The organism is Ovoidimarina sediminis, from assembly GCF_032586175.1.
Taxonomy (GTDB): Bacteria; Pseudomonadota; Alphaproteobacteria; order Rhodobacterales; family Rhodobacteraceae; genus Ovoidimarina; species Ovoidimarina sediminis.
In genome coordinates, this window is sequence record NZ_JAWHTE010000003.1 from 14614 (window position 1) to 38331 (window position 23718).

At 66.1% G+C, this 23718-nt stretch carries 21 protein-coding genes; 17 read left to right on the forward strand and 4 right to left on the reverse strand.

All coding sequences use genetic code 11. The annotated features are described in order from the left end of the window. Positions 1 to 7 precede the first annotated feature (7 nt). The 4 genes from fdhF (at position 8) to RXV90_RS04615 (ending at position 6868) form a co-directional block, all read left to right on the forward strand. Positions 8 to 2791: a formate dehydrogenase subunit alpha gene (gene fdhF / locus RXV90_RS04600; protein WP_316647190.1), complete on the forward strand. Its 2784-nt coding sequence runs from the start codon at positions 8 to 10 to the stop codon at positions 2789 to 2791. Between the two features lie 196 nt (positions 2792 to 2987). Then, positions 2988 to 4964: an AMP-binding protein gene (locus tag RXV90_RS04605; RefSeq protein ID WP_316647191.1), complete on the forward strand. Its 1977-nt coding sequence runs from the start codon at positions 2988 to 2990 to the stop codon at positions 4962 to 4964. Next, a complete protein-coding gene (locus RXV90_RS04610; RefSeq protein WP_316647193.1) occupies positions 4961 to 5782 on the forward strand; it encodes an ABC transporter ATP-binding protein in 822 nt (273 codons plus the stop codon). The genes RXV90_RS04605 and RXV90_RS04610 overlap by 4 nt, the downstream gene beginning before the upstream one ends. 168 nt (positions 5783 to 5950) lie before the next feature. Then, the gene (locus tag RXV90_RS04615; RefSeq protein ID WP_316647593.1) at positions 5951 to 6868 is read left to right on the forward strand and encodes a branched-chain amino acid ABC transporter permease; all 918 of its coding nucleotides are present in this window, start codon (positions 5951 to 5953) and stop codon (positions 6866 to 6868) included. Positions 6869 to 6875: 7 nt separating this feature from the next. Here the strand turns inward: RXV90_RS04615 and RXV90_RS04620 are convergent, their stop codons facing one another. Next, a complete protein-coding gene (locus RXV90_RS04620) occupies positions 6876 to 7028 on the reverse strand; it encodes a hypothetical protein (protein WP_316647195.1) in 153 nt (50 codons plus the stop codon). A gap of 192 nt (positions 7029 to 7220) precedes the next feature. Between RXV90_RS04620 and RXV90_RS04625 the strand changes: the two genes are divergently transcribed. From RXV90_RS04625 to RXV90_RS04650, 6 genes are all read left to right on the forward strand, one after another. Next, positions 7221 to 8297 (forward strand): branched-chain amino acid ABC transporter permease, encoded by a 1077-nt coding sequence (locus tag RXV90_RS04625; RefSeq protein WP_316647196.1) that lies wholly within the window; start codon positions 7221 to 7223, stop codon positions 8295 to 8297. Between the two features lie 36 nt (positions 8298 to 8333). Continuing rightward, positions 8334 to 9623, forward strand: a complete 1290-nt coding sequence (locus tag RXV90_RS04630; protein ID WP_316647197.1) for an ABC transporter substrate-binding protein — start codon at positions 8334 to 8336, stop codon at positions 9621 to 9623. A gap of 80 nt (positions 9624 to 9703) precedes the next feature. Beyond that, the gene (locus RXV90_RS04635) at positions 9704 to 10489 is read left to right on the forward strand and encodes a heparin lyase I family protein (RefSeq protein WP_316647198.1); all 786 of its coding nucleotides are present in this window, start codon (positions 9704 to 9706) and stop codon (positions 10487 to 10489) included. Between the two features lies 1 nt (position 10490). Then, positions 10491 to 11318 (forward strand): ABC transporter ATP-binding protein, encoded by an 828-nt coding sequence (locus RXV90_RS04640; protein ID WP_316647200.1) that lies wholly within the window; start codon positions 10491 to 10493, stop codon positions 11316 to 11318. Between the two features lie 4 nt (positions 11319 to 11322). Beyond that, positions 11323 to 12303, forward strand: a complete 981-nt coding sequence (locus tag RXV90_RS04645) for an NADPH:quinone reductase (RefSeq protein ID WP_316647202.1) — start codon at positions 11323 to 11325, stop codon at positions 12301 to 12303. Between the two features lies 1 nt (position 12304). After that, positions 12305 to 12724: an ester cyclase gene (locus RXV90_RS04650; protein WP_316647203.1), complete on the forward strand. Its 420-nt coding sequence runs from the start codon at positions 12305 to 12307 to the stop codon at positions 12722 to 12724. Between the two features lie 22 nt (positions 12725 to 12746). On the opposite strand, the gene RXV90_RS04655 is transcribed toward RXV90_RS04650, so the two are convergent. Next, positions 12747 to 13586, reverse strand: coding sequence for a hypothetical protein (locus RXV90_RS04655; protein WP_316647204.1), 840 nt, complete (start codon positions 13584 to 13586; stop codon positions 12747 to 12749). 168 nt (positions 13587 to 13754) lie between these two features. Between RXV90_RS04655 and RXV90_RS04660 the strand changes: the two genes are divergently transcribed. The 3 genes from RXV90_RS04660 (at position 13755) to RXV90_RS04670 (ending at position 18798) form a co-directional block, all read left to right on the forward strand. Next, entirely contained in the window at positions 13755 to 14960 is a 1206-nt protein-coding gene (locus tag RXV90_RS04660) for a phenylacetate--CoA ligase family protein (RefSeq protein WP_316647205.1), read from the forward strand. A gap of 41 nt (positions 14961 to 15001) precedes the next feature. Next, positions 15002 to 16633: a peptidoglycan-binding domain-containing protein gene (locus RXV90_RS04665; protein WP_316647206.1), complete on the forward strand. Its 1632-nt coding sequence runs from the start codon at positions 15002 to 15004 to the stop codon at positions 16631 to 16633. Between the two features lie 83 nt (positions 16634 to 16716). Continuing rightward, positions 16717 to 18798: a putative bifunctional diguanylate cyclase/phosphodiesterase gene (locus RXV90_RS04670; RefSeq protein ID WP_316647207.1), complete on the forward strand. Its 2082-nt coding sequence runs from the start codon at positions 16717 to 16719 to the stop codon at positions 18796 to 18798. Between the two features lie 34 nt (positions 18799 to 18832). Here RXV90_RS04670 and RXV90_RS04675 read toward each other — a convergent pair whose 3' ends face one another. Both RXV90_RS04675 and iolG read right to left on the reverse strand, forming a co-directional pair. Continuing rightward, entirely contained in the window at positions 18833 to 19036 is a 204-nt protein-coding gene (locus RXV90_RS04675; RefSeq protein ID WP_316647208.1) for a DUF3329 domain-containing protein, read from the reverse strand. Continuing rightward, positions 19029 to 20048, reverse strand: a complete 1020-nt coding sequence (iolG, locus tag RXV90_RS04680; protein WP_316647209.1) for an inositol 2-dehydrogenase — start codon at positions 20046 to 20048, stop codon at positions 19029 to 19031. The genes RXV90_RS04675 and iolG overlap by 8 nt, the downstream gene beginning before the upstream one ends. A 158-nt stretch (positions 20049 to 20206) precedes the next feature. Here iolG and RXV90_RS04685 point away from each other — a divergent pair, with 158 nt between their 5' ends. From RXV90_RS04685 to RXV90_RS04700, 4 genes are all read left to right on the forward strand, one after another. Continuing rightward, positions 20207 to 21016: an ABC transporter permease subunit gene (locus RXV90_RS04685; protein WP_316647210.1), complete on the forward strand. Its 810-nt coding sequence runs from the start codon at positions 20207 to 20209 to the stop codon at positions 21014 to 21016. Positions 21017 to 21111: 95 nt separating this feature from the next. Next, positions 21112 to 21639, forward strand: coding sequence for a flavodoxin domain-containing protein (locus RXV90_RS04690; RefSeq protein WP_316647211.1), 528 nt, complete (start codon positions 21112 to 21114; stop codon positions 21637 to 21639). 93 nt (positions 21640 to 21732) lie between these two features. Further along, on the forward strand, positions 21733 to 22632 hold the full coding sequence (locus tag RXV90_RS04695; protein ID WP_316647212.1) for an MBL fold metallo-hydrolase: 900 nt from the start codon (positions 21733 to 21735) through the stop codon (positions 22630 to 22632). After that, positions 22632 to 23573 (forward strand): MBL fold metallo-hydrolase, encoded by a 942-nt coding sequence (locus tag RXV90_RS04700; RefSeq protein WP_316647213.1) that lies wholly within the window; start codon positions 22632 to 22634, stop codon positions 23571 to 23573. The genes RXV90_RS04695 and RXV90_RS04700 overlap by 1 nt, the downstream gene beginning before the upstream one ends. Positions 23574 to 23718 lie beyond the last annotated feature (145 nt).

Consider the following 23718-nt stretch of genomic DNA (forward strand, 5'->3'; position numbering starts at 1 on the left):
CCCAGCGATGTCAGATACGATCCGGTTCACGCTCGACGGCCAGGAGGTCGAGGCGCGCGCGGGCGAAACCATATGGGAAGTCGCCAAGCGCGAAGGCACCCTCATTCCCCATCTCTGCCACAAGGATGCGCCGGGCTACCGCTCCGACGGCAACTGCCGGGCCTGCATGGTCGCGATCGACGGCGAGCGGACGCTGGCCGCCTCCTGCATCCGCACGCCGGCGGACGGCATGGTCGTCACCACGTCCGAACCGCGCGAAACCCAGGCCCGCCGCATGGTCATGGAAATGCTCGTGGCCGATCAGCCGCCGCAGGACGCCGCGCACGACAAATCGGCGCATTTCTGGGACATGGCCGCGGCCCAGGGTGTCGAGGCCAGCCGTTTTCCGAAGCTCGAAGAGGGCCGCATCCCCCTTCTCGACGACAGCCACGTGGCGATGCGCGTCAATCTCGATGCCTGTATCCAGTGCAACCTCTGCGTCCGCGCCTGCCGCGAGGTTCAGGTCAACGACGTGATCGGAATGGCGGGGCGCGGCCACGACGCCTACCCCGTCTTCGACATGGACGATCCGATGGGCGCCTCCACCTGCGTGGCCTGCGGCGAATGCGTCCAGGCCTGCCCGACCGGCGCGCTGATGCCCGCTTCCGTGGTCGACGACAACCAGGTGGGCGACCGCGCCGATTTCGACAGCGAGGTCGAAAGCCTCTGCCCGTTCTGCGGAGTCGGCTGCCAGGTTTCGGTCAAGGTGAAGGACGGCAAGGTCAAGTATGTCGAAGGCATCAACGGCCCCGCGAATGAAGGCCGGCTCTGCGTCAAGGGCCGCTTCGGGTTCGACTACATCCACCACCCCCACCGGCTGACGAAGCCGCTCATCCGGCGCGAGGACGCGCCCGAAAAGGGGCTGAACGTCGACCCGGCCAACCCCTGGACGCATTTCCGCGAGGCAACCTGGGACGAGGCGCTCGACGCCGCCGCCCACGGGCTCGCCGATCTCCGCTCCTTCTACGGCGGCAAATCCGTCGCGGGCTTCGGCTCGGCCAAATGCACCAACGAAGAGGCCTATCTCTTCCAGAAGCTGATCCGCCAGGGCTTCGGCCACAACAACGTCGATCACTGCACGCGGCTCTGCCACGCCTCCTCGGTCGCGGCGCTGATGGAAAACGTCGGCTCCGGCGCGGTGACGGCCACCTTCAACGAGATCGAGAACGCCGATCTCGCCATCGTCATCGGCTCGAACCCGACCGAAAACCACCCCGTCGCCGCGACCTTCTTCAAGCAATTCGCCAAGCGCGGCGGCACGCTCATCGTGATGGATCCGCGCGGCCAGGCGCTGAAGCGCCACGCCAGCCACATGCTGCAGTTCAAGCCGGGCAGCGACGTGTCGCTCCTGAACGCGATCATGAACGTGATCGTCGAGGAAAAGCGCTACGACCGGAACTATATCGAGGGCTTCACCGAAGGCTTCTTCGAATTCCGCGAACATATCCGCGCATTCACCCCCGAACGCATGGAGCCCCATTGCGGCATCCCGGCGGAAACGATCCGCACCGTCGCCCGCGCCTATGCCGATGCGAAGGCGGCGATGATCTTCTGGGGCATGGGCGTGTCGCAGCACATCCACGGCACCGACAACGCGCGCTGCCTGATTTCGCTGGCACTCCTCTGCGGCCAGATCGGGCGCCCGGGCTCCGGGCTCCACCCGCTTCGCGGCCAGAACAACGTGCAGGGCGCCTCCGATGCGGGGCTGATCCCGCAGGTTCTGCCCGATTACCAGTCGGTCACCGATCCGGAAGTGCGCGAGCTTTTCCGCCACATCTGGGGCGGCACGCAGATCGACGAAAAACCCGGCCTCACCGTGGTCGAGATCATGGACCGGGTCTATCGCGGCGAGATCCGGGGGATGTACATCCTCGGCGAAAACCCCGCCATGTCGGATCCCGACGTGGAACATGCGCGCAAGGCGCTCGCCCATCTCGATCACCTCGTGGTGCAGGATATCTTCCTCACCGAAACGGCGATGTATGCCGACGTGATCCTGCCCGCCTCGGCCTTCCCCGAGAAATCCGGCACGGTCACGAACACCAACCGCCAGGTCCAGGTGGCGCGGAAGGCCGTCAATCCACCGGGCGAGGCGCGCGAGGACTGGCGCGTCATCGTCGATATCGCGAACCGGGTCGGGCTCGACTGGGATTACGACGATCCGCGCCGGGTGTTCGACGAGATGAAGATGTCGATGCGCTCGCTGCACCACATCACCTGGAAACGGCTCGAGGCCGAAAGCGCCGTCACCTATCCCTCGCTTTCGAACGAGGATCCGGGCCAGGCCGTCGTCTTCGGCGACGGTTTCCCGCGCCGGGCGGGCCGCGCGAAGTTCACCCCGGCCCGCGTCACGCCGCCCGCGGAGGTGCCGGACGAACGCTTCCCGATGGTGCTGACCACGGGCCGGCAGCTCGAACACTGGCACACGGGTTCGATGACCCGGCGCTCCAGCGTGCTCGACGCGCTCGAACCTGAAGCGACCTGCGCGCTCCATCCCCGCACCCTGCGGAAGATGGAGCTGAAGCCGGGCGACCGGGTGACGCTCACCACGCGGCGCGGCTCGATCACCGCAAAGGCGCGCGCCGACCGGGCGGTGTCCGAAGACATGGTCTTCATGCCGTTTGCCTATGTGGAAGCGGCCGCCAACGTGCTGACGAACCCCGCGCTCGATCCCTTCGGCAAGATCCCGGAATTCAAGTATTGCGCCGTCCGGGTCGAACCCGCGGCGGATGACAGCATCGCGGCGGAGTAACCTTCCGGGGCTCCGCCCCGTCCCGGGCCTCCGCCCGGGACTCCCCGGAGTATTTTCGCCAAAATGAAGGGGCCCCCGCCGCCGAACTGAACACTCGTTCAAAAAATTGTTTGACCTCCCGGCCGTCATCCGCACTATGCTCGGACGCGAACGGTTTTATGACTGCGGCGAAGACCGCACATAGGGAGGAACCGTATTGGTGGCACAGAGCGCCGGACCGGACGGCCTGACCTCGATTCCCGCCCTCCTGGCGCGGAATGCCCGGGTTTTTGCGGATCGTCCCGCCTATCGCGAAAAGGAATACGGGATCTGGCAAAGCTGGACCTGGGCGCAAACCGCCGAGGAGGTGCGCGCCCTTGCGCTCGGCCTTCTCGAGATCGGCGTGGCGGAAGGCGATCACGTGGCCGTCATCGGCTCGAATCGCCCCGCGCTCTACTGGTCGATGGTCGCCGCGCAATCTGTGGGCGCGATCCCCGTGCCGCTCTACCAGGATGCCGTGGCCGAAGAGATGGCCTATGTCCTCGAACATTGCGGCGCGCGCTTCATCGTGGCCGAGGATCAGGAACAGGTCGACAAGGTGCTCGAGATCCAGGAGCGCGTCGGCCATATCGAGCACATCCTCTATCACGACCGCCGCGGGATGCGGAAATACGATCATTCCCGCATGAACGCGATCGCCGATCTTCAGAACACCGGCCGCGCCGCCCATGACCGGTTCGACGCCGAACTCGCGCGCCGCACCGCCGCGCTGACCTATGACAGCACCTGCGTGATGCTCTACACCTCCGGCACCACCGGGCGCCCGAAAGGCGTGGTGCTGTCGAACCGCAACATCATCGAGGCGTCGAAATCCTCCGCCGAATTCGATCACCTCACCGAACAGGAAAGCATCCTCGCCTACCTGCCCATGGCCTGGGTCGGCGATTTCATCTTCTCGATGGGCCAGGCCTTCTGGTGCGGCTTCTGCGTGAACTGCCCCGAAAGCGCCGAGACGATGTATGAAAACCTGCACGAAATCGGCCCGACCTATTTCTTCGCACCGCCGCGCTATTTCGAACAGCGCATCACGCTTCTGCTGATCCGGATGGAGGATGCGGGCACCCTCAAGAAGAAGATGTTCGATTATTTCATGGAACACGCCCGCGTCGTCGGCCCGAAGCTGATGGATGGGAAGCCCGTGGGGTTCTGGGACCGGGTCAAGTACCGCGTGGGCGATCTTCTGGTCTACGGCCCGCTCCGCAACCGCGCCGGCATGGCGAAGGTCCGCGTGGCCTATACGGCGGGCGAGGCGATCGGGCCCGAAATCTTCGAATTCTGGCGCAAGCTCGGGATCAACCTCAAACAGCTTTATGGCCAGACAGAGGCCAGCGTCTTCATCACCCAGCAGCCCGACGGCGAAGTCAGGGCCGACACCGTGGGCGTGCCGTCGCCGGGGGTGGAGGTGAAGATCGGCGAGACGGGGGAGGTGTTCTACCGCTCGCCCGGCTCCTTCGTCGAATATTACAAGAACCCCGAAAGCACCGCCGACACCAAGGATGCCGAAGGCTGGGTCGCCACGGGCGATGCGGGCTTCTTCGAGGAAGGCACCGGGCATTTGCGCATCATCGACCGCGCCAAGGATGTGGGCAAGATGGCCGACGGCAGCCTATTCGCCCCCAAATACGTTGAAAACAAACTCAAATTCTACCCCAACATCCTCGAAGCCGTGATCTTCGGCGGCGGCCGCGACCGGTGCTGCGCCTTCATCAATATCGATCTGACGGCGGTGGGGAACTGGGCGGAACGCAACAACGTCTCCTACGGCTCCTACCAGGAACTTGCCGGGAACGCCCAGGTGCTGGACATGATTCAGCATCATGTGGAAGAGGTGAACGCCTCGCTCGCCGAAGATCCGATGCTCGCGGGCTGCCAGGTGCACCGCTTCCTCGTCCTCCACAAGGAACTCGACGCCGATGACGGGGAACTGACCCGCACCCGCAAGGTCCGCCGCCGGATCATCGAAGAGAAATTCGCCGATCTGATCGGGGCGCTTTACGACGGGTCGGAGAGCATCCACACCACGACCGAAGTCACCTACGAGGACGGCCGGAAAGGCGCGATCTCCGCCACGCTCACGATCCGCGACGCGCGCGTCGTGCCGGTCGAGGCCAAGCCCCTGGAGGCGGCGGAATGAACGAGATGTCCGCTGACGGCTACACCACACCCGACGGCCGCCAGATCGGCCCCGTCGTCATGGAGATGCGCAATATCACCCTGCGCTTCGGCGGGGTTACGGCGATCCAGGATATTTCCTTCGACATCCGCGAGGGCGAAATCCGGGCGATCATCGGGCCGAACGGCGCCGGCAAATCCTCGATGCTCAATGTCATCAACGGCTTCTACCGCCCGCAGGAGGGCGAAATCTGGTTCCGGGGCGAACGCCGCCCGCCGATGAAGCCCTACGAGGTCGCCCGCCAGGGCATCGCGCGCACCTTCCAGAACATCGCGCTCTTCAAGGGCATGTCGACGCTCGACAACATCATGGCGGGCCGGAACACGATGATGCATGCGGGCCTCCTCTCTCAGGCGCTCTGGTGGGGGAAGGCCGAGCGTGAAGAGGTCGCCCATCGCGAACAAGTCGAGAAAATCATTGATTTTCTCGAGATCCAGCACATCCGCAAGACACCCGTGGGGAAGCTCCCTTACGGGCTTCAGAAGCGGGTGGAACTGGGCCGTGCGCTGGCCGCCGAGCCGAAGCTTCTGCTGCTCGACGAACCCATGGCGGGCATGAATGTCGAGGAGAAGGAGGACATGAGCCGCTTCATCCTCGACGTGAACGACGAATTCGGCACCACGATCGCGCTGATCGAACATGACATGGGCGTGGTGATGGATATCTCCGACCGGGTCGTCGTGATGGATTACGGCAAGAAGATCGGCGACGGCACGCCCGACGAGGTGCGCACCAACCCCGAGGTGATCGACGCCTATCTGGGGGTGGCGCATGACTGAGGTGCAACGCCCGGCGGGCGGAAACGCGCAACGGCCGCACCATAAACCGTTACCGCGGCGTCCTGCCGCCCCGGGCCGCACCAGCCGTACACACCGCGTACACAACCCGTACACCGGAGGTCTGATTTGGAGACGTTAAGAAAGATCTTCGTCGATCCTTTCGCGGATATGATCGCCGCGCCGGATTTCCTGTTGCAGGTGCTGTGGGAGGGGCTGGTTTCGGGGGTGCTCTACGCGCTCATTGCCCTCGGCTTCGTCCTCATCTTCCGCTCCAGCCGGATCTTCAACTTCGCGCAAGGCATCATGGTCGTCTTCGCGGCGCTCACCCTTGTCGGGCTCCACGCCATGGGCCTGCCCGCCTGGCTCGCCTTCGCGGGCACGCTTCTGGTGATGTTCCTGCTTGCGGTGGTGGTGGAGCGGGTCGTCCTGCGGCCACTGGTTGGCCAGCCCGACATAATCCTCTTCATGGCGACAATCGGCATCACGCTGTTCCTCGTCGGATCGGGCGAAACGATTTTCGGCGGCGAGAACAAGCAGATGATCGCCGATGAACTCGGCATTCCCGACGGCTCGATCGAACTCAACCCCTGGAATGGCTTCCTGCTGCTCGAAGCCCGCGACATCACTGTGGTGATCGGCGCGATCGTGATGGTCTGCGCGCTGCTTCTGTTCCTCAACAAGTCGAAGATGGGCCGCGCGATCCGGGCCCTGGGCGACGATCACACCGCCGCCCTTTCGGTCGGCATCTCGCTCACCACGATCTGGGTTCTGGTCTGGTTCCTCGCGGGCATCATCGCACTGATGACCGGGATCGCCTGGGGCTCGCGCGCCGGCGTCAGCTTCGCGCTCGAGATCATCGCGCTGAAGGCGCTGCCGGTCCTGATGCTGGGCGGCCTCGAATCCATCACCGGCGCCATCGTCGGCGGGCTGATGATCGGGCTGCTCGAGAAGCTGTTCGAAATCTACTGGGGCCAGCCGCTTCTCGGCGGGTCGACCGAGGCATGGTTCGCCTATGTGCTGGCGCTTGTGGTGCTGTTGTTCCGGCCGCAGGGGCTGTTCGGGGAGAAGATCATTGAGCGGGTGTAGGCCGGTGTCAGGGCCCGAAGCCATCCACCATCGCGACAAGCGCGGCGCAGATCGCGATACCTGCGAAAAGTTCGGCCACGACGCGCAAGAACCGCGCGCGGACCGGCCCCGCGGTTTCGCGATCTTCGGAACCTTCGGCTCCAACGGGATCGTGCGACATGACCTGTCTCCTCGTCGCAGTTCCCCCCCGGGTGCACACCGGTCTAGCAAGGATCGGTTACAAAATCGTCATCCCGCAAAATCGACGAGTCCGGTGGTGATGCGGCGCGGCAACGGTGGCGCCCGCGCGGCGGGCGTTTGGCGAGAGGTCCCGGGTCAGGCCCGGGACTGCGGAAGCAGGGGAGGCTGAGGGATGTTGTATCGAACGTCCGGCCAGTTCAAGACAACCTACCGCACCGATCAGGCGCTGTTCCCGATCCGGCAGGATGCCTTCCTTCTGGGCCTGATCCTGGTCTTCGCCTGGGCGATCCTGCCCTTCACGGCCTCGGAATTCGCCTTCCAGACCCTCCTGATCCCGGTGCTGATCTACGCGCTCGCCGCAACGGGGCTGAATATCCTGACGGGCTATGCGGGCCAGCTTTCCCTCGGCACCGGCGCCTTCATGGGCGTGGGGGCCTATGCCTGCTACAAGCTGATCACGATCTTCCCGGAAATGAACCTCGTGATCGCCGTCCTCCTCTCGGGCGTCTTCTCGGCGGGCGTCGGCGTCCTCTTCGGTCTGCCTTCCCTGCGGATCAAGGGCTTCTACCTCGCCATCGCGACGCTGGCGGCGCAGTTCTTCCTCGTCTGGCTTTTCGAGAAGTGGCCCTGGCTCTACAACAACAACGCCTCGGGCGCGATCCAGGTGCCCAATGTCGAGATGTTCGGGGTCTGGGTCGCGGGCCCACAGGCGACAAGCGTCTCGCAATACTACTTCGTCCTCGGGATCGTCACGCTTCTGACGATCGTCGCGATCAACCTCACCCGCGGGGCGCTCGGGCGGTCGTGGAAGGCGGTGCGCGATATGGATATCGCCGCCGAACTCATCGGGATCAACCTTCTGAAGGCCAAGCTTCTGGCCTTCGCCGTCTCAAGCTACATCGTCGGCGTCTCGGGCGCGCTCTTCGTCTTTCTCTGGCGGGGGGCGGCGGAGCCGAACCTCTTCGACATCGACCTGTCGTTCCGCGTCCTCTTCATCGCGATCATCGGGGGCTTGGGCTCGATCCTCGGCAACTACCTCGGCGCGATCCTGATCGTCGCCCTGCCGGTGGTGCTGAACACGGTGCCCGACCTGCTGGGCCTAGACATCAAGTCGGCGACCGTGGAGCATATCAACGTGATGATCGTGGGTGCCCTCATCGTCTTCTTCCTGATTGTCGAGCCGCACGGGCTCGCACGGCTCTGGGCGATCATCCGCGAGAAACTGATACTCTGGCCGTTCCCGCACTAGGGGCGGCCCAAAACGAACCCAATGGGAGGAAACAGAATGAACAAACTGATCGGACTGGCGCTTGCCGGCATCGTCGCAGGGTCTGCGGCGGTGGCGCAGGAGCTTTACACCCCGAACCTCAGCTACCGGACGGGGCCCTTCGCCGCGACCGGCATTCCGCTGATGAACGGCCAGCGCGACTACATGCTGATGCTCAACGCCCGCGACGGCGGCATCGGCGGCGTGCCGGTGAACTTCGAGGAATGCGAGACGGGTTATTCCACCGAAAAGGGCGTGGAATGCTACGAACGCACAAAGGCCTCGGCCCTGGTGACCCAGCCCTGGTCGACCGGCATCACGCTTCAGGTTCTGCCGAAGACCAACGTCGATCAGATCCCGATCCTCGCCCCGGGCTACGGCTTCAGCCCGATGTCGGACGGCAAGACCTTCCAGTGGGCCTTCAACCCGCCCGCCAGCTACTGGGACGGGATGAGCATGATCCTGCAGCACATCTCGGGCGGCGATCTGTCGAGCCTCTCGGGCAAGAAGATCGCGCATCTCCATCTCGATCACCCCTACGGCAAGGAACCCCTGCCGCTTCTGGAGGCGATGGGCGCCGAGCACGGCTTCGAAGTGCTGCCGATCCCTGTGGGGATCTCGGAAATGCAGAACCAGTCGGCCCAGTGGCTTCAGATCCGCCGCGAGCGTCCCGATTTCGTGATCATGTGGGGCTGGGGCGCGATGAATGCCGGCGCGATCACCGAGGCGGTGAAGACGCGCTACCCGATGGACCAGTTCATCGGTGTCTGGTGGTCGGGCCATTCCGACGACCTGCAGCTCGTGGGTGAGGACGGCAAGGGTTATCGCGCGATCTCCTGGTCGCTGCCGAATGCGGAAGCGCCCGTGATGGCCGCGATCAAGGAACACGTGGCCGATGCGGGCGACTCGCTGGCCGATGCCGAGGAAATGGGCGAGGTGTTCTACGGCCGCGGCGTCGTGATCTCGGCGATCCTCGCCGAAGGCATCCGCGTGGCTCAGGAGATGCACGGCGCCTCCGAAATCAGCGCGGCCCAGCTGCGCGACGGCCTCGCCAACCTGAACTTCACCGAAGCGCGGATCGATGAGCTCGGGCTCACGGGCATGATGGCGCCCTTCGCCACCTCCTGCGCCGACCATACCGGGCATTCGGGCGGCTGGATGATCGAATGGGACGGCAGCCAGTTCGTACAGGCCTCCGACCTCCTGAAGGCCGACCGCGCGGCGATCGAACCGCTCGAGGCCGAGAAGGCCGCCGAATACGCCGCGGCGAACGCGCCCTGGCCGGTGAACGAGGCCTGCGACGGTTGATCCAAACCTTTCCCCGGCGGCGCATCCCCGCCGCCGGGGGATTTTGAGTATTTTTGCCAAAATGAAGGTCGCGTCGCGTTATGGGAGTTGAGTGCAGCGCTTTGCAGCGGATCGCGGTCCTGTGCCTTGCGGCGGTTGCCGCTCTTGGCACCGCTCCCGCCGAGGCGCAGCGATCCCAGGGCGATGGCTTCGCGCGGATGGAGTTGCAGTCCGCCGGCGGCCGGCACGCCTATGCGCGGGTCCGCTTCCCCGATGGCACCGAAGCCGAACGTTTCATCCTGCGCCCGGGCGATTGCCCCGCCTCCACGGGAGATTGCCGGGCCGACCGGGAGCGGGTCGAGTTCTTCGACAGCCGCTCGCGGATCGGCCCCGGGGACGAGGTCTGGTATGCCTGGAGCCTTCTTGTGCCCGGGGATTTCCCGCGCCCGGCCCGCGGCGGGCCGCCCTACACCCTCGGCCAGGTTCATCAGTTCGGAACCAGCGGGCCCGAACTGCTCTTCACCTATCAGGCCGACGGGTATCTGCTGAAGATGACGGATCCGACCCGGCCCGATGACGACCCGATGCGCCCCCTGCCCGATTTCCGGCTGGTCGACCTCGCGACGCCCGCGCAGATGACCGGGCGCTGGACGCGCGTGATGATGCAGGCGAAATGGTCGCGGGGCGGCGACGGGCTGATCCGGGTCTGGATCAACGGGCGCCCGGCCTGGCGCTATGACGGGCCGACGACGAACGCAAACGACCCCCTGTATTTCAAATACGGGATCTACCGCGCCTTCGTCAGCCGGTGCGGCGGCCCCTGCCCCGAGGCGACGGTCTATTACCGCGACGTGCGCCAGGGGCGCACCCGCGAGGAGGTGGAATAGGATGCTGGATGCAAACCCGACAGAGATCGAAACCCTTCTCGATGTGAACAACATCGAAGTGATCTACGATCACGTGATCCTCGTCCTGAAGGGCGTGAGCCTCAGCGTGCCGAAAGGCGGCATCACCGCGCTTCTGGGCGGCAACGGGGCAGGCAAGACGACGACGCTGAAGGCGATCTCGAACCTCCTGCAGGCCGAACGGGGCGAGGTGACGAAAGGCACGATCACCTACCGGGGCGAGCGGGTGGCCGATCTCGATCCGGCCGCGCTCGTGAAGCGCGGCGTCATCCAGGTGATGGAAGGCCGGCACTGCTTCGAACACCTGACGGTCGAGGAAAACCTGATGACCGGCGCCTATACCCGCACCGACGGGCGGGCCGAGATCGAACGGGATCTCGAACTTGTCTACAGCTATTTCCCGCGCCTGAAGGAGCGGCGGAAAAGCCAGGCCGGCTATACCTCGGGCGGCGAACAGCAGATGACGGCGATCGGCCGCGCGCTGATGAGCCGGCCCGAGACGATCCTTCTCGACGAACCTTCCATGGGCCTCGCGCCGCAGCTTGTCGAAGACATCTTCGAGCGCGTCAAAAGCCTCAACGAACAGGAAGGGGTAAGCTTTCTTCTGGCCGAACAGAACACCAACGTGGCGCTTCGCTTCGCCCATTACGGCTATATCCTGGAATCGGGCCGCGTGGTGATGGACGGGCCCGCCGACAAGCTTCTGGCGAACGAGGACGTGAAGGAATTCTACCTCGGCATGTCCGACCAGGGCCGCAAGTCGTTCCGCGACGTGCGAAGCTACCGCCGCCGGAAGCGGTGGCTGAGCTAGGCGCATGAAGGCGGTCTGGTACGATGGGTTCGGGCCCGCGGCGGAGGTGCTGGAACTGGGCGAAATGCCCGATCCCGCGCCGGGGCCGGGCGAGGTTCTGGTGCGCGTGCACGCCAGCGGGGTGAACCCTTCGGATGTGAAGCTGCGCGCCGGCGCCCGCCCCGGGGCCCAGATGGAATTTCCCCGCGTCATCCCCCATTCCGACGGCGCGGGCGTGATCGAGGCGGTGGGCGCAGGCGTCGATCGCGCGCGGGTGGGCGAACGCGTCTGGCTCTGGAACGCCCAGTGGCAAAGGCCCTTCGGCACGGCCGCCGAATACGTGGCACTGCCCGCCGAACAGGCCGTGGCCCTGCCCGACGGCACAAGCTTTGCCGAGGCCTCCTGCTTCGGCATTCCGGCGATGACCGCCTGGTACGCCCTTTACGGCGACGGGGCGGATCTTTCGGGCCAGACCGTGCTTGTCACCGGCGGCGCCGGCACCGTGGGGCGCTATGCCTGCCAGATGGCCGCGCTGGGCGGGGCACGGGTCATCACCACCGTGTCCTCGGACGAGAAGGCCCGCCACGCCGGGGCCGAAAGCTGGATCAACTACCGCGAAACCGATGTCACCGGGGCTGTGATGGATCTGACCGGCGGCGCAGGCGTCGACCGGATCGTCGAGGTCGATTTCGCCGCGAACCAGGCCGCAAGCCTCGCCCTTCTGAAGCCCGGCGGCACGCTCGCCGCCTATGCCAGCGCCTCGGAGCGCGAACCTGCGCTCGCCTTCTATGGCTTCATGTTCCGCGACATCACGCTTCGGATGCTGATCGTCTACCAGCTGCGCGGCGCGACGCGGCGGCGGGGCGAGGCGCAGCTGACGGACTGGCTCGAGGCCGGCGCGCTTTCCCATGCCGTCGTGCCCGGCGGCGGGCTCGGGGATGCCGCGTCGGCCCATGACACCGTGGCCGCCGGAGAGAAGCTGGGCACTGTGATTCTGGAGGTCTGAGATGCGCGAAACGGAACGGATCGTACGGCAGTTCCACGAAAGCTGGGACATGCGCGACCCCGAGCGCGGCATGGCGGTGATCGCCGACGACTGCCGGTTCGAGGATGTCGCGCGCGGCGAGGCACAGCCCGGCCCGGCGGCCTACAAGGCCGATTACGAACGCTGGCGCACGGCCTTCCCCGATGGCGAGGTGAAGGTGACGAACGTCATCGTGGATGGCGACTGGGCGGTCGTCGAGTTCCTGAACCGGGGCACCCAGACCGGCCCCCTGCAGTCGAGCCTCGGGACGTTTCCGCCCAGCGGCAAGCGCATGGAGGCCCGCTATTGCAGCGTGATGCGGGTTGAAAACGGCAAGGTCGTCGAGGGCCGCGATTACTACGACAGTGCGACGGTGGCGCGCCAGCTTGGCCTTGTGGATTGACGCCCCCTGCCCCGCCGGCGGCTCAGCCGCCCGCCTTGATCTCGGCGATCCGCGCCAGCGCCTCTTCGCGGGTGTTGCGGATGTTGGGCCGGAACTCCTGGCTTTCGGCGCGCATGCGGATGTCGCGCTCGGTCTCGGACCCCGCGGCATAGCGGACGGAGCCGAGCGAGGCGGCGATGTTGAGGTTTTTGCCCCGCCGAGCGAACTGCACCCAGGCCGCGGGCTCGATCCGCGTGTTGTTGTAATTGACGAGGAAATACCACTTCCGGTCGGTCTTTTTGATCTTCTCCTCGATGAAATCGTAGAAGTCGTCGACATCGCGGGAATGGTGGAAGGTGAAATCCGAGAAATCGGCCTCCATCACCTCGTCTTCGAGGAAGAAGGTCAGGCGCGGCTCGAAATCGGCGCGGGCATAATTCGGCTCGTGCACGATCTTCTCGCGGCGGGTCGAGGGCAGGTCGGCGATCCGCGCGATCGCCGCGTCGCGGGTGGCGAAAAGGTTCGGGTCGAAGGCTTCGGTGCCCGCCGCGCGTTCGATCTGGGCGCGTGTTTCGGGCGAGGCGTCGTAACGCACGGTGCCCATCGAATGGGCGAGGTTCACCGCCTTGCCGCGATGGGAAAACGCGATCCAGGCGGCGGGATCGATCCGGCAGCCCTGGTAGTTGATGAGGAAAAACCACCATGGCTCGCCAGTGGCGTCGATCCGCTCTTCCACCCGGTCGTAGAAAGCGTTCACATCGGCCGAGTTGTGGAAATGAACGTGGCCCAGATCGACCTCGAAGATCATGCGCGCCTCGTCGAAGGAAAGGCGGGTGTCGATGCCCTCGGGCGTGAACTGGATTTCCGGGTCGTCGTCGAGCATGGCGGTGTTCGGGCCTCACAAATTCATGCGCCGGGTTCCCTGACGGGATCCGGGCCTCGCGCGCAGGTTGTGGTTTATTATGCTGCAGTGCAGCATTCAACTGCGCGTCTTGTCGCGGGGGGAAACAGGGCGGAAAGCCGCCGGGAACACTGACTGGAACGGAACGGAATGACCGAATTCTTTGACGACCTCGAAACACGCAGCGCCGACCGGCGCGCGGCGGAACAGCTTGACGCCCTGAACGCACAGCTTCAGCGGGCGGCGGATTTGCCGGGCTACGGGGCGGAAATCTCCGGGCCACTGGGCGATCTCGCCGGGCTCGCCGCCCTGCCCGTTCTCAGGAAAGGCGCGCTGCTCGACGCGCAGAAACCCGGCGCGCCCCTGGGCGGTTTCGCCGGGCCGGCGGCGGGGTTCGACCATGTGTTCCAGTCGCCGGGGCCGATCTACGAACCGGGCAACGCCACCCGCGACTGGTGGCGCTTCGGGCGTTTCGTCCATGCGGTGGGGATCGGCCGGGGCGACATCGTGCAGAACTGCTTCAGCTATCACATGACGCCCGCGGGCCTCATGTTCGAAAACGCCGCCCGCGCGGTGGGCGCCGCGGTCTTCCCCGCGGGCACGGGGCAGACGGAATTGCAGGTCCGCGCCGCGCGCGATCTCGGCACCACGGCCTATGCGGGCACGCCCGATTACCTCGCCACCATCCTCGAAGCGGCCGAGGCCGAGGGCGCTGATCTCCAGATCACCAAGGCCGCCGTCTCGGGCGGCGCGCTCTTCCCGGCGATGCGCGCGGCCTATGAGGCGCGCGGCATCACCTGCCTGCAATGCTACGGCACCGCCGATCTGGGCCATGTCGCCTATGAAAGCCCCGCGATGGAAGGGATGATCATCGACGAAGGCGTGATCGTCGAGATCCTCCGCCCCGGCACCGGCGATCCCGTGCCCGAGGGCGATGTGGGCGAAATCGTGGTGACGACACTCAACCCCGATTACCCGCTGATCCGCTTCGCCACCGGCGACATGTCGAAGATCCTGCCCGGGGAAAGCCCCTGCGGGCGCACCAACATGCGCATTGCGGGCTGGATGGGCCGCGCCGACCAGACCACCAAGATCAAGGGCATGTTCGTGCGCCCCGAACAGGTCGCCGACCTCGGCAAACGTTTGCCGGAAGCGGGGCGGATTCGCATCGAAGCCACACGTCAGGGCTCTTCGGATCATATGATAGTGAATATCGAAACCGAGTTGTGCGAGCCTGAGCGCTATGAATCGGCCGTTGTCGAGGTGCTGAAGCTCAGGGGCGAGGTGAAACTCGTGCCCCCGGGCAGCCTCCCCAACGACGGCAAGGTGATCGACGACACGCGCGACTACGGGTAGCGCAGGGCAACACGGCTGGGGCCGGGCAGGGAGAGTGCGACGTGACGAGACTTTGGACAGGCATGCTTGCCGCAGCGGTGATCAGCGCCGGAACGGCGGGGGCGGAAACGCTCACCATCGTGGTGACGAACGACAATTACGATCGCCAGCCGGATGTCAGCGAAGAGATCGATCGCGTGGCGGTGATCGAGGCGGCGGATGACGCGGGCTACGAGGTGCTCAGGCTCGACGATGCCAGCGCGCGCCAGCTTCGCCAGCGCTTCACGGGGCGCTACGAGTCCCTCACCGAAGCGGAACGCCTGATCTTCATCATGGCCGGCCAGTTCGTGACCGATGGCGATGAAACCTGGCTTCTCGGCACCGATGCCCAGCGCGATGTCGATATCTTCGACGCGGGCGCGCAGGGGCTCAGGCTCGGCGCGCTCCTGCAGATCATGGGCGAAAAGCCCGGCGATGCGCTTCTGTTCCTGGTGCCTGAAAACACCGCCGAGACGGGGCCGGGCCTCAGCGCCGGCATTTCGATCGGCGAGGTGCCGCAGGGCGTCAGCGTCGTCGTGGGTGACGGCGCGACGATGACGGGGCTTCTGATCGACGACATCTATGGCGGCAATCGCCCGGTCGGGGCGGCGGTGGCCGAAAGCGGCGGCGCGCTTGAAGGTTATGGCTACCTCCCCCGCGGCGGCGCGGCGGCGGCCGAGGCCCCGGACGCGAACCTGCAGGCCACCATCGCCGAATTCACAGCCTGGCGCGCGGCCCAGCGGATCGATACCGAAGCGGCCTATGTCGACTTCCTCGAAACCTACCCGAACGGGCGCTTTTCCGGCGAGGCGCGGGCCCGGCTCGCGGCCGTGGAACGTTCGCCCGAGGAACTGGCGGAAGCCGAAGAGGCCTCCCTCAGGCTCAGCCGCGACGCCCGGCGCTCGATCCAGCGCAACCTCTCGATCCTCGGCTTCGATCCGCGCGGGATCGACGGCATCTTCGGCCGTGGCACCCGCAGCGCGATTCGCCAGTGGCAGGGCGCGCAGGGGCTTCAGGTCACCGGCTACCTGACCGGCAACCAGATCACCCAGATCGAGGATGCGGCGACGCAACGCTCCGCCGAACTCGAGGCCGAGGCCCAGCGCCGCCAGGACGAGGCCGACCGCGCCGACAGCGCCTATTGGCGCGAAACCGGCCAGGGCCAGACCGAGGCGGGGCTGCGCGATTACCTGGCCCGCTACCCCGACGGGCTGTTCTCCGATCTCGCCCGCGACCGGCTCGAAGACATCGAGGATGCGCGCCGCTCCTCCGTCCGCGCCGCCGATCAGCAGGCCTGGGACGAGGCGGCGGCGGCGGATGACGCGCGCGGCTATCGCGGCTATCTCGAACGCTTCCCGAACGGCGCCTATGCCGACGCGGCCCGTGGGCGGCTTCAGGAAATCGAGGGCACCCGCGCCTCCGAAGACGCGATCGAGGCCGCCCGCGCGGAAGAGGCCAACGTCGTCGCGAACCCGATCACCCGGCTTCTGGTGGAACGGCGGCTCACGCAGCTCGGGCTCGAACCGGGCAATGCCGACGGCCAGTTCGACGACGACACGCGCCGGGCGATCCGCCGCTATCAGCGGGCGCGCGACCTGCCGGTGACGGGCTATGTGACGCAGCAAACCCTGGTCAGGATGCTGGCGGGCAACTGAGGGCCGGGCCACCGGCCCGCCCGCAATTCACGAAATCATAAGCCACGGGATGCTATCCCGCGCCATCCTTGTTGCGAACCGGGATGGCCCGATCGGTGCTGTTGCGTACCATTGTCTTTCTCACCGCGATGGCCCTGCTTGCCTGGGGCGGCTTCCGCGCGCTTGTCGAGAACGAGGTCAAACGCGTCGTCTCGGTCCATGTGCTCGACAAGACCAGCCACCTTGTCGACATGCTCGAAGCGGACGGGGCCCAGACCGCGGATCTCGTACGCGGCGTCATTCACCCCGAATCCTTCCGGGATTTCGGCGTCATGGCCCATGCGATCCAGGTAGCCTCCGTCTTCTTCTATTCCACCGACGGTGTGCTGATCACCCAGCTCGACACGACCGTCATGGGCCGGATGTCGGCGTCTGGTGGCGGCGCTGAACCCGGGGGCATGCCGAACCGGGGGGCCATGCCGGACCGGGGGACCAGTGGCGCAAATCCCGCCAGCGGCGATTACGACGGGGGGCACGGGCATTCCGGCGGCCATGAGCTCGACCTGCCGCTCAGCTACCCGGAAATCGCCGATCTGACGCTGCCGAATACCCGTGCACTGCGCGCGCTGTTCGATGGTGCCACAAGCCAGTATCTTTCGATCCACGTGATCGAACGCACCGACGGCACACCCCGCAGTTTCGCGGTTCCGGTGATGCCCGTGCTCGGCGCGGATGGCGCACGGGTCGGCTTTGTCGGCTTCGTCGTGGACGCGACCCATATCTATTCGACCTATGCCCGGGGTGTTTCGGCCTTCGCCATGCTATTCTTGTCGTGCGGGGTCGTGCTTTTCGGCGTGCCCGCCCTGGGCTTCTGGCTGCAAAAGCGGCTGGCCGAACGGTCATCGCGCGATGCCACGTACCTGTCGCGCCACGATGCGCTGACCGGGCTGCTGAACAGAAGCGCCTTCGTCGCCGAGGCGCAGAAATGGCTCGACGACGGGCGGATCGGCTTCGCGGCCTATGTCGATGTGGATCGGTTCAAGCTGATCAACGACACCTACGGGCATTCGGTGGGCGACGCGTTCCTGCGCCACATCGCCGGCATCCTGCGCGAAATCTGCGGCGCGGCGGCGCTGGTGGCGCGCTTGGGCGGGGACGAATTCACACTGGTGCTGCCCGTCAAGGACAGGGAGGCGACGGAGGCCGTGGTCGCCCGCCTGATGCGGCGGGTCTCCGAGGGCGTGGAAATCGACGGGCTGACGGTCTCGTCCTCGATCAGCATCGGGGTCGCGGAGCCCCGGCGCGGCGACACGCTCGATGCCCTTCTGCAGCGCGCCGATATCGCGCTCTACCACGCGAAATCGGCGGGGCGCGATACGGCCTCCTTCTTCACCGAAGAGATGGGGGCGGCGGCGCGGCGGCGGCGGTTCCTGGAAACGCGCCTGCGCGACGCCTGCCGGACGCAGAAATTCGAACTGGCCTTTCAGCCCCTCGTGGATGCGGAAACCTCCGAAATCCTCGGCTACGAGGCGCTCCTGCGCCTCGACGATGCCGAGGGCACGCCCATCCCCCCGTCGGAATTCGTGCCGCTGGCCGAAGAGATCGGGCTGATCGAGACGATCGGCACCTGGGTTCTGTTCGCCGCGACCCGCGAGATCCAGGCCTACGACGATCAGGTGAGAGTCTCCGTCAATCTGTCGGCGGAACAGTTCCGCTCGGGCGACCTCGTGAACTTGGTGTCAGACGCGCTCGAACAATCCGGGCTCTCGCCCGAGCGGCTGGAACTCGAAATCACCGAAAGCGTGCTTCTCGATGAAAACAGCAGCATCGCCTTCCAGATCGACGCCCTGAAAGACATGGGCATCCGCTTCGCGATGGACGATTTCGGCACCGGATATTCAAGCCTGTCGACGCTCTGGCGCTACGGGTTCGACCGCATCAAGATCGACAGATCCTTCGTTCAGGCCCTCGAGGAAAGCACCGAAAGGTCACAGCAGATGATCGAATTGATCGTCCTTCTGGGCACGCGCATGGGCATGAGCATCACGGCCGAAGGGATCGAGACGGAGCATCAGCGCAAAATGCTCGCCACCATGGGATGCAACGTGCTGCAGGGCTACCTCTTCGGCCGCCCGGCACCGCTTCAGGCCCCGCGCGGCCCCGCCGCAGAGGCCTCGGCCTCCTGAAACCGCCGCCGTCCCGGGGCGCGGCCCGCCTGCGCTATTTCCGCCGCGCCGCCTCGACACGCTCCACGTAATCGCCCTTGAAGAACGACCAGCTGCACCAAAGCCCGATCGCGACGAACAGCGCCGCCCAGAAGTAGGATCCCATGCGGATCTCGAAGATCGTCCACGCGAACACCAGCACGACAAGCACGATCCGCCGCCAGAGCGGCAGGAAGAAGGGATGATCGACGCTAAACACCGCCCGCCTCCCCCGTCACCTCCGCCACCGGGATCGCGCGCCCCGTCTCCGCCGAGCGCAGCGCGGCCTCGGCAAGCACAAGCGCCATCAGCCCGTCCTGCCCCGTCGTTGGCACCGGCATGCCATCGCGCAGGCAGTCGACGAAGGTCGCGATTTCGGCGGTATAGGCCGCCATGTAGCGCTCCATGAAAAAATCAAGCAGCGGCGGGCGCGTATACCCCGCCCCCGTCGCAACCTCGATCTTCGCCCGATGGGTGTTCGCCGCGCTGATCGCGCCCTCCGATCCCAGAACCTCGATCCGCTGGTCATAGCCATAGGCCGCCCGCCGGCTGCAGGTGATCGTGCATTGCTTCCCCGAGGCGGTGCGCAGGATCACGTTCACGCTGTCGAAATCCCCCGCCTCGCCGATCTCGGGCGAGACGAGGACGGATCCCGCGGCCATCACCGTCTCGAACTCCTCTCCCACCAGCCAGCGCGCCACGTCGAAATCGTGGATCGCCATGTCGCGGAAGATCCCGCCCGACCGCTTGATATAGGAAACCGGCGGCGGCCCCGGATCGCGCGAGGTCAGCGCCACCATCTCGACTGCGCCGATGGCGCCCCGGTCGATCTCGGCCTTCAGTGCCCGAAAATCCGGATCGAACCGGCGCTGGAACCCGATCATCAGCGTCCCGCCGGTCTGCGCGACAGTGGCAAGGCAGGCCTCCACCCGCGCGATATCCAGATCGATGGGCTTTTCGCAAAACACGGCCTTCCCGGCCTTCACGAACTGTTCGATCAGGTCGGCATGGGTGTCGGTCGGCGTACAGATCGCCACCGCGTCGATATCCGGCGAGGCCGCGATCTCGTCGATCGTCCGCACCTTGCAGCCGTGCCGCGCCTCCACCGCCTCGGCCGCCGCCTGCACCGGATCGGCCACCGCCACCAATTCCGCGCCGCGCACCCGCGCCACGGCCTCGGCGTGCACCTGCCCGATCCGCCCCGCACCTAGAACCCCGAACCTGACCGCCATGGCACCCTCCCGTTTTCGTTCCGGGCGGACCGTGCACGCGTTCCGGGGCACGATCAATCGCTTTTCCGGCCGAAGCCGCCACCTTGCCAAACATCCTGTTGCAGGCCCCGTGGCGCCCATGCCACTCAGGCGCAGGACGAGGCAGGCGGGGCACGGGGATGCGGCGCATCTTGGATCATGCGGTGCTGATGGGCGGTGTCCTGCTCTTTTGCGGGCCGGTCCTGCTGCTGGCCGTCTCCGCCACCCATGACGGCGGGCTGAACCGGGCGGGCGGGCTGACGCTCTGGCCCGGCACCGGCTTCGGCGCCAACCTCGACCGGCTGAGGGAGGTCGGCGGCGGCGCGGCGCGCATGCCGGGCGTGAACGCGATGATCTGGTCCTCGGCCGCCGTCGGCCTCGGCGTCGCTCTGCTCACCACCGCGGTCTCCTTCGTCGCGGCCTATGCGATCACCCATCTCAGGGGCCGCGGCACGCAGGCGGTGTTCTGGGTCAGCGTCGCGACGCTCTATTTCCCGGTCGAGGCGAGGATGCTGCCCACCTTCGAAATCACGGCGGGCCTCGGCCTGCTGGGCACGACGCTCGGCATGGTCCTGCCGATCCTGCCCCTCGCGCTTGGCACGCTTATCTTTCGCCAGCACCTCAAAACGCTTCCCCCCGAACTCATGGAAGCCGCCCGGCTCGACGGCGCGGGGCCGCTCCGCTTCCTCAGGGATTTCGCCCTGCCCCTCTCCGGCCCGCCGATCGGGGCCGTTCTCCTCATCACCTTCATCTTCGGATGGAACCAGTATCTCTGGCCCCTCCTCATCTCGATCGACGGCAGCGTCTGGACGCTAATGCGCGGCCTCGGCTTCCTCGGCTCGGGCTCGGGCCCCGCAACGGCGCTCGCCGCGCTCTCGATGCTGCCCCCGCTCCTCCTCGCGATCGGCTTCGCGCGGCTTCTGTCGCGGCTGGGGCAGCTCAGGCTCTGATCCTCCGGGCCTTGACATAGAACAACGACAGGCCCCGCCCGCCTGCCCGATGCTGGGCCTGGAAACAGGGATCGACAGACTGAGGGGAGGCGGCCATGAACCTGCTCATCATCTACGGAACGGTCGAAGGCCAGACGCGCAAGATCGCAACCCACGTGGCGGATCTTGCAAAATCGCTCGGCCACAACGTCACCATGACCAACGCGGAAGAGACAAGCGAGGTCGATCTCGACGGGGTGGGCGCGGTGATCCTCGCCGCCTCGGTGCACCAGCGCCGCCACCCGCGCCATTTCGAGGCGCTGGTGCAGGGCGCGCGCGAAGGTCTGGCGGCCTGCCCCACCCTGATGATGTCCGTCAGCCTCAGCGCGGCCTTCCCCGAAGGACTGGAGGAGGCCGGGGAATACCTCACCGAGATGAAGATGCGCACAGGCTTCGAACCGGCAGAAACGCTTCTGGTCGCGGGCGCCATCAGGACCGATCACTACGATTACTTCTCGATGCAGGTGGTGCGCTTCGTGGTGATGCGCGGGCGGCCCTTCGATGCCTCCGCCGGAACCCACGAATTCACCGACTGGAAGGCCGTGGACGCGCGCGTCACCGCGTTCCTCGAAAAGGCCGGCTGAGCCGCGCGAACCGAAGACGAGGCTTGCAATAGGCCCGCTCTCCCGACATATTCACATCTGCGAATAAGATCACGGGGATCGGGAGGAGAGCCCATGTTCACACGCCGCGACATCCTTGGCGGGATGGCCGCCGCGCCGCTCTTCGGCCGCGCAGTTCACGCCCGCAGCCTCGGAACGGGCACGCTTACCACCGTAAGCGACGGCAACCTCGTCCTCCCCGCCCTTCCGATCCTCGACACGATGACCGAGGCCGACGCGGCGGCCTTCCTCGACCGCTACGGGCTTGAACGCGACCGCGCGACCCCGCCCTGCAACCTCGCCCTCTACCAGGACGGGACGAACACGGTGCTCTTCGATGCGGGCTCGGGCCCCGCCTTCATGCCCAGCGCTGGCATGATCGTCGACAGCCTCGACGCCGCGGGCGTCGCTCCCGAAGACATCACCCATGTCGTCTTCACCCATGCCCATCCCGATCACATCTGGGGGCTGATCGACGATTTCGACGAACCGCTCTTCTACAACGCCACGCACATGATGGGGCGCACGGAATGGGATTTCTGGTGGGATCCGGCAACCGCCGACACCCTGTCCGAAGACCGCGTGTTCTTCGCCGTGGGCGCGAAACGGCGGATGGAATTCATCGAAGACAGCGTGGTGCTCTTCGACGATGGCGCGGAAATCCTGCCCGGCATCGCCGCCGTCGCCACCCATGGCCATACCCCGGGGCACATGAGCTTCGAAATCCGGTCGGGCGGCGACAGCGCGATGGTGGTGGGCGATGCGATCGTGAACCATCACGTGGCCCTCGCCATGCCCGCCGCCCCCGGCGGCTCGGATCAGGATCCCGACATGGCCGCGGCCACCCGGCTCCGGCTGATCGACAGGCTGGTGTCGGAAGACATGGCCCTTGTCGGCTTCCACCTCCCCGATGGCGGCATGGGCCGCATCACCCCCGATGGCGACGGCTTCCGCTTCGTGCCGGAGGCGGGCTGATGCGCTGGTTCGCCGCCCTCCTCCTCACCGCGACCATGGCCGTCGCGAGCGAGGATATCCCCGATCAATACCCGGGCTCGCCCCTCTATTCGAAACCGGTCGAGGTGATCCCCCATGTCTGGTCGGCGATCGGCGCGACGGCACCGCCGACCTATGAAAACTCGGGCCACAACAACAACCTCAGCTTCATCGTCACCGGCGACGGCGTGATCGTCATCAACGCGGGCGCGGCCTATGTGCTGGCGAAGGCGCTGCACGAGGAAATCCGCAAGATCACCGACCAGCCGGTGAAACTCGTCATCAACGAAAACGGCCAGGGCCACGCCATGCTCGGCAACGCCTACTGGGCCGAACAGGGCGTCGATATCCTCGCCCATGCCGACGCGGCGGCGGAGTTCGCGGAGTACGGGCCCCAGATCCTCGAAGGCATGAAGCGCTACAACCGCGACAAGGCCGAAGGCAGCGATCTCACCGGCCCCTCCATCACCTTCGAGGATGAATACATCGTCGAAATGGGCGAATTCCGGATCGAGGTTCTGCACCTCGGGCCCGCCCACTCGCCCGGCGACATCTCCGTCTGGCTGCCCGCCGAAAGCCTCGTGATCGCGGGCGACATGGCGTTTCACGAACGCCTCCTGCCGATTTTCGAACACACCTACACCGCCGACTGGCTCGACACCTGGGATACGCGCTTCGAGGCGCTGAACGCCACCTACGTGATCCCCGGCCACGGCCACCCGACGAACATGGCGCAGGTCCGCCGCTACACACGCGATTACCTCGCCTACCTGCGCGCGCGGATCGGCGAACATCTGGAAGCGGGCGGCGATCTGGCAGACGCCTATTACGTCGATCAGTCGCCCTACGCCCATCTCGACACGTTCGAGGAACTGGCCACGAAGAACGCGGGCCGCGTCTACGAGCAGATGGAATTCGAATAGGGCCGCCAGCCGAAGAAAGGAACGCCCGGGCGCCCCGGGGCGGATGTGCCGGAACGGCATTCATGAACCCGTCGAAAACCGGAATGATATTCCGAAACAGTCAATTCAGGCGGTCTTTCGTCCTTCTCACCTCCCTTGACGACGC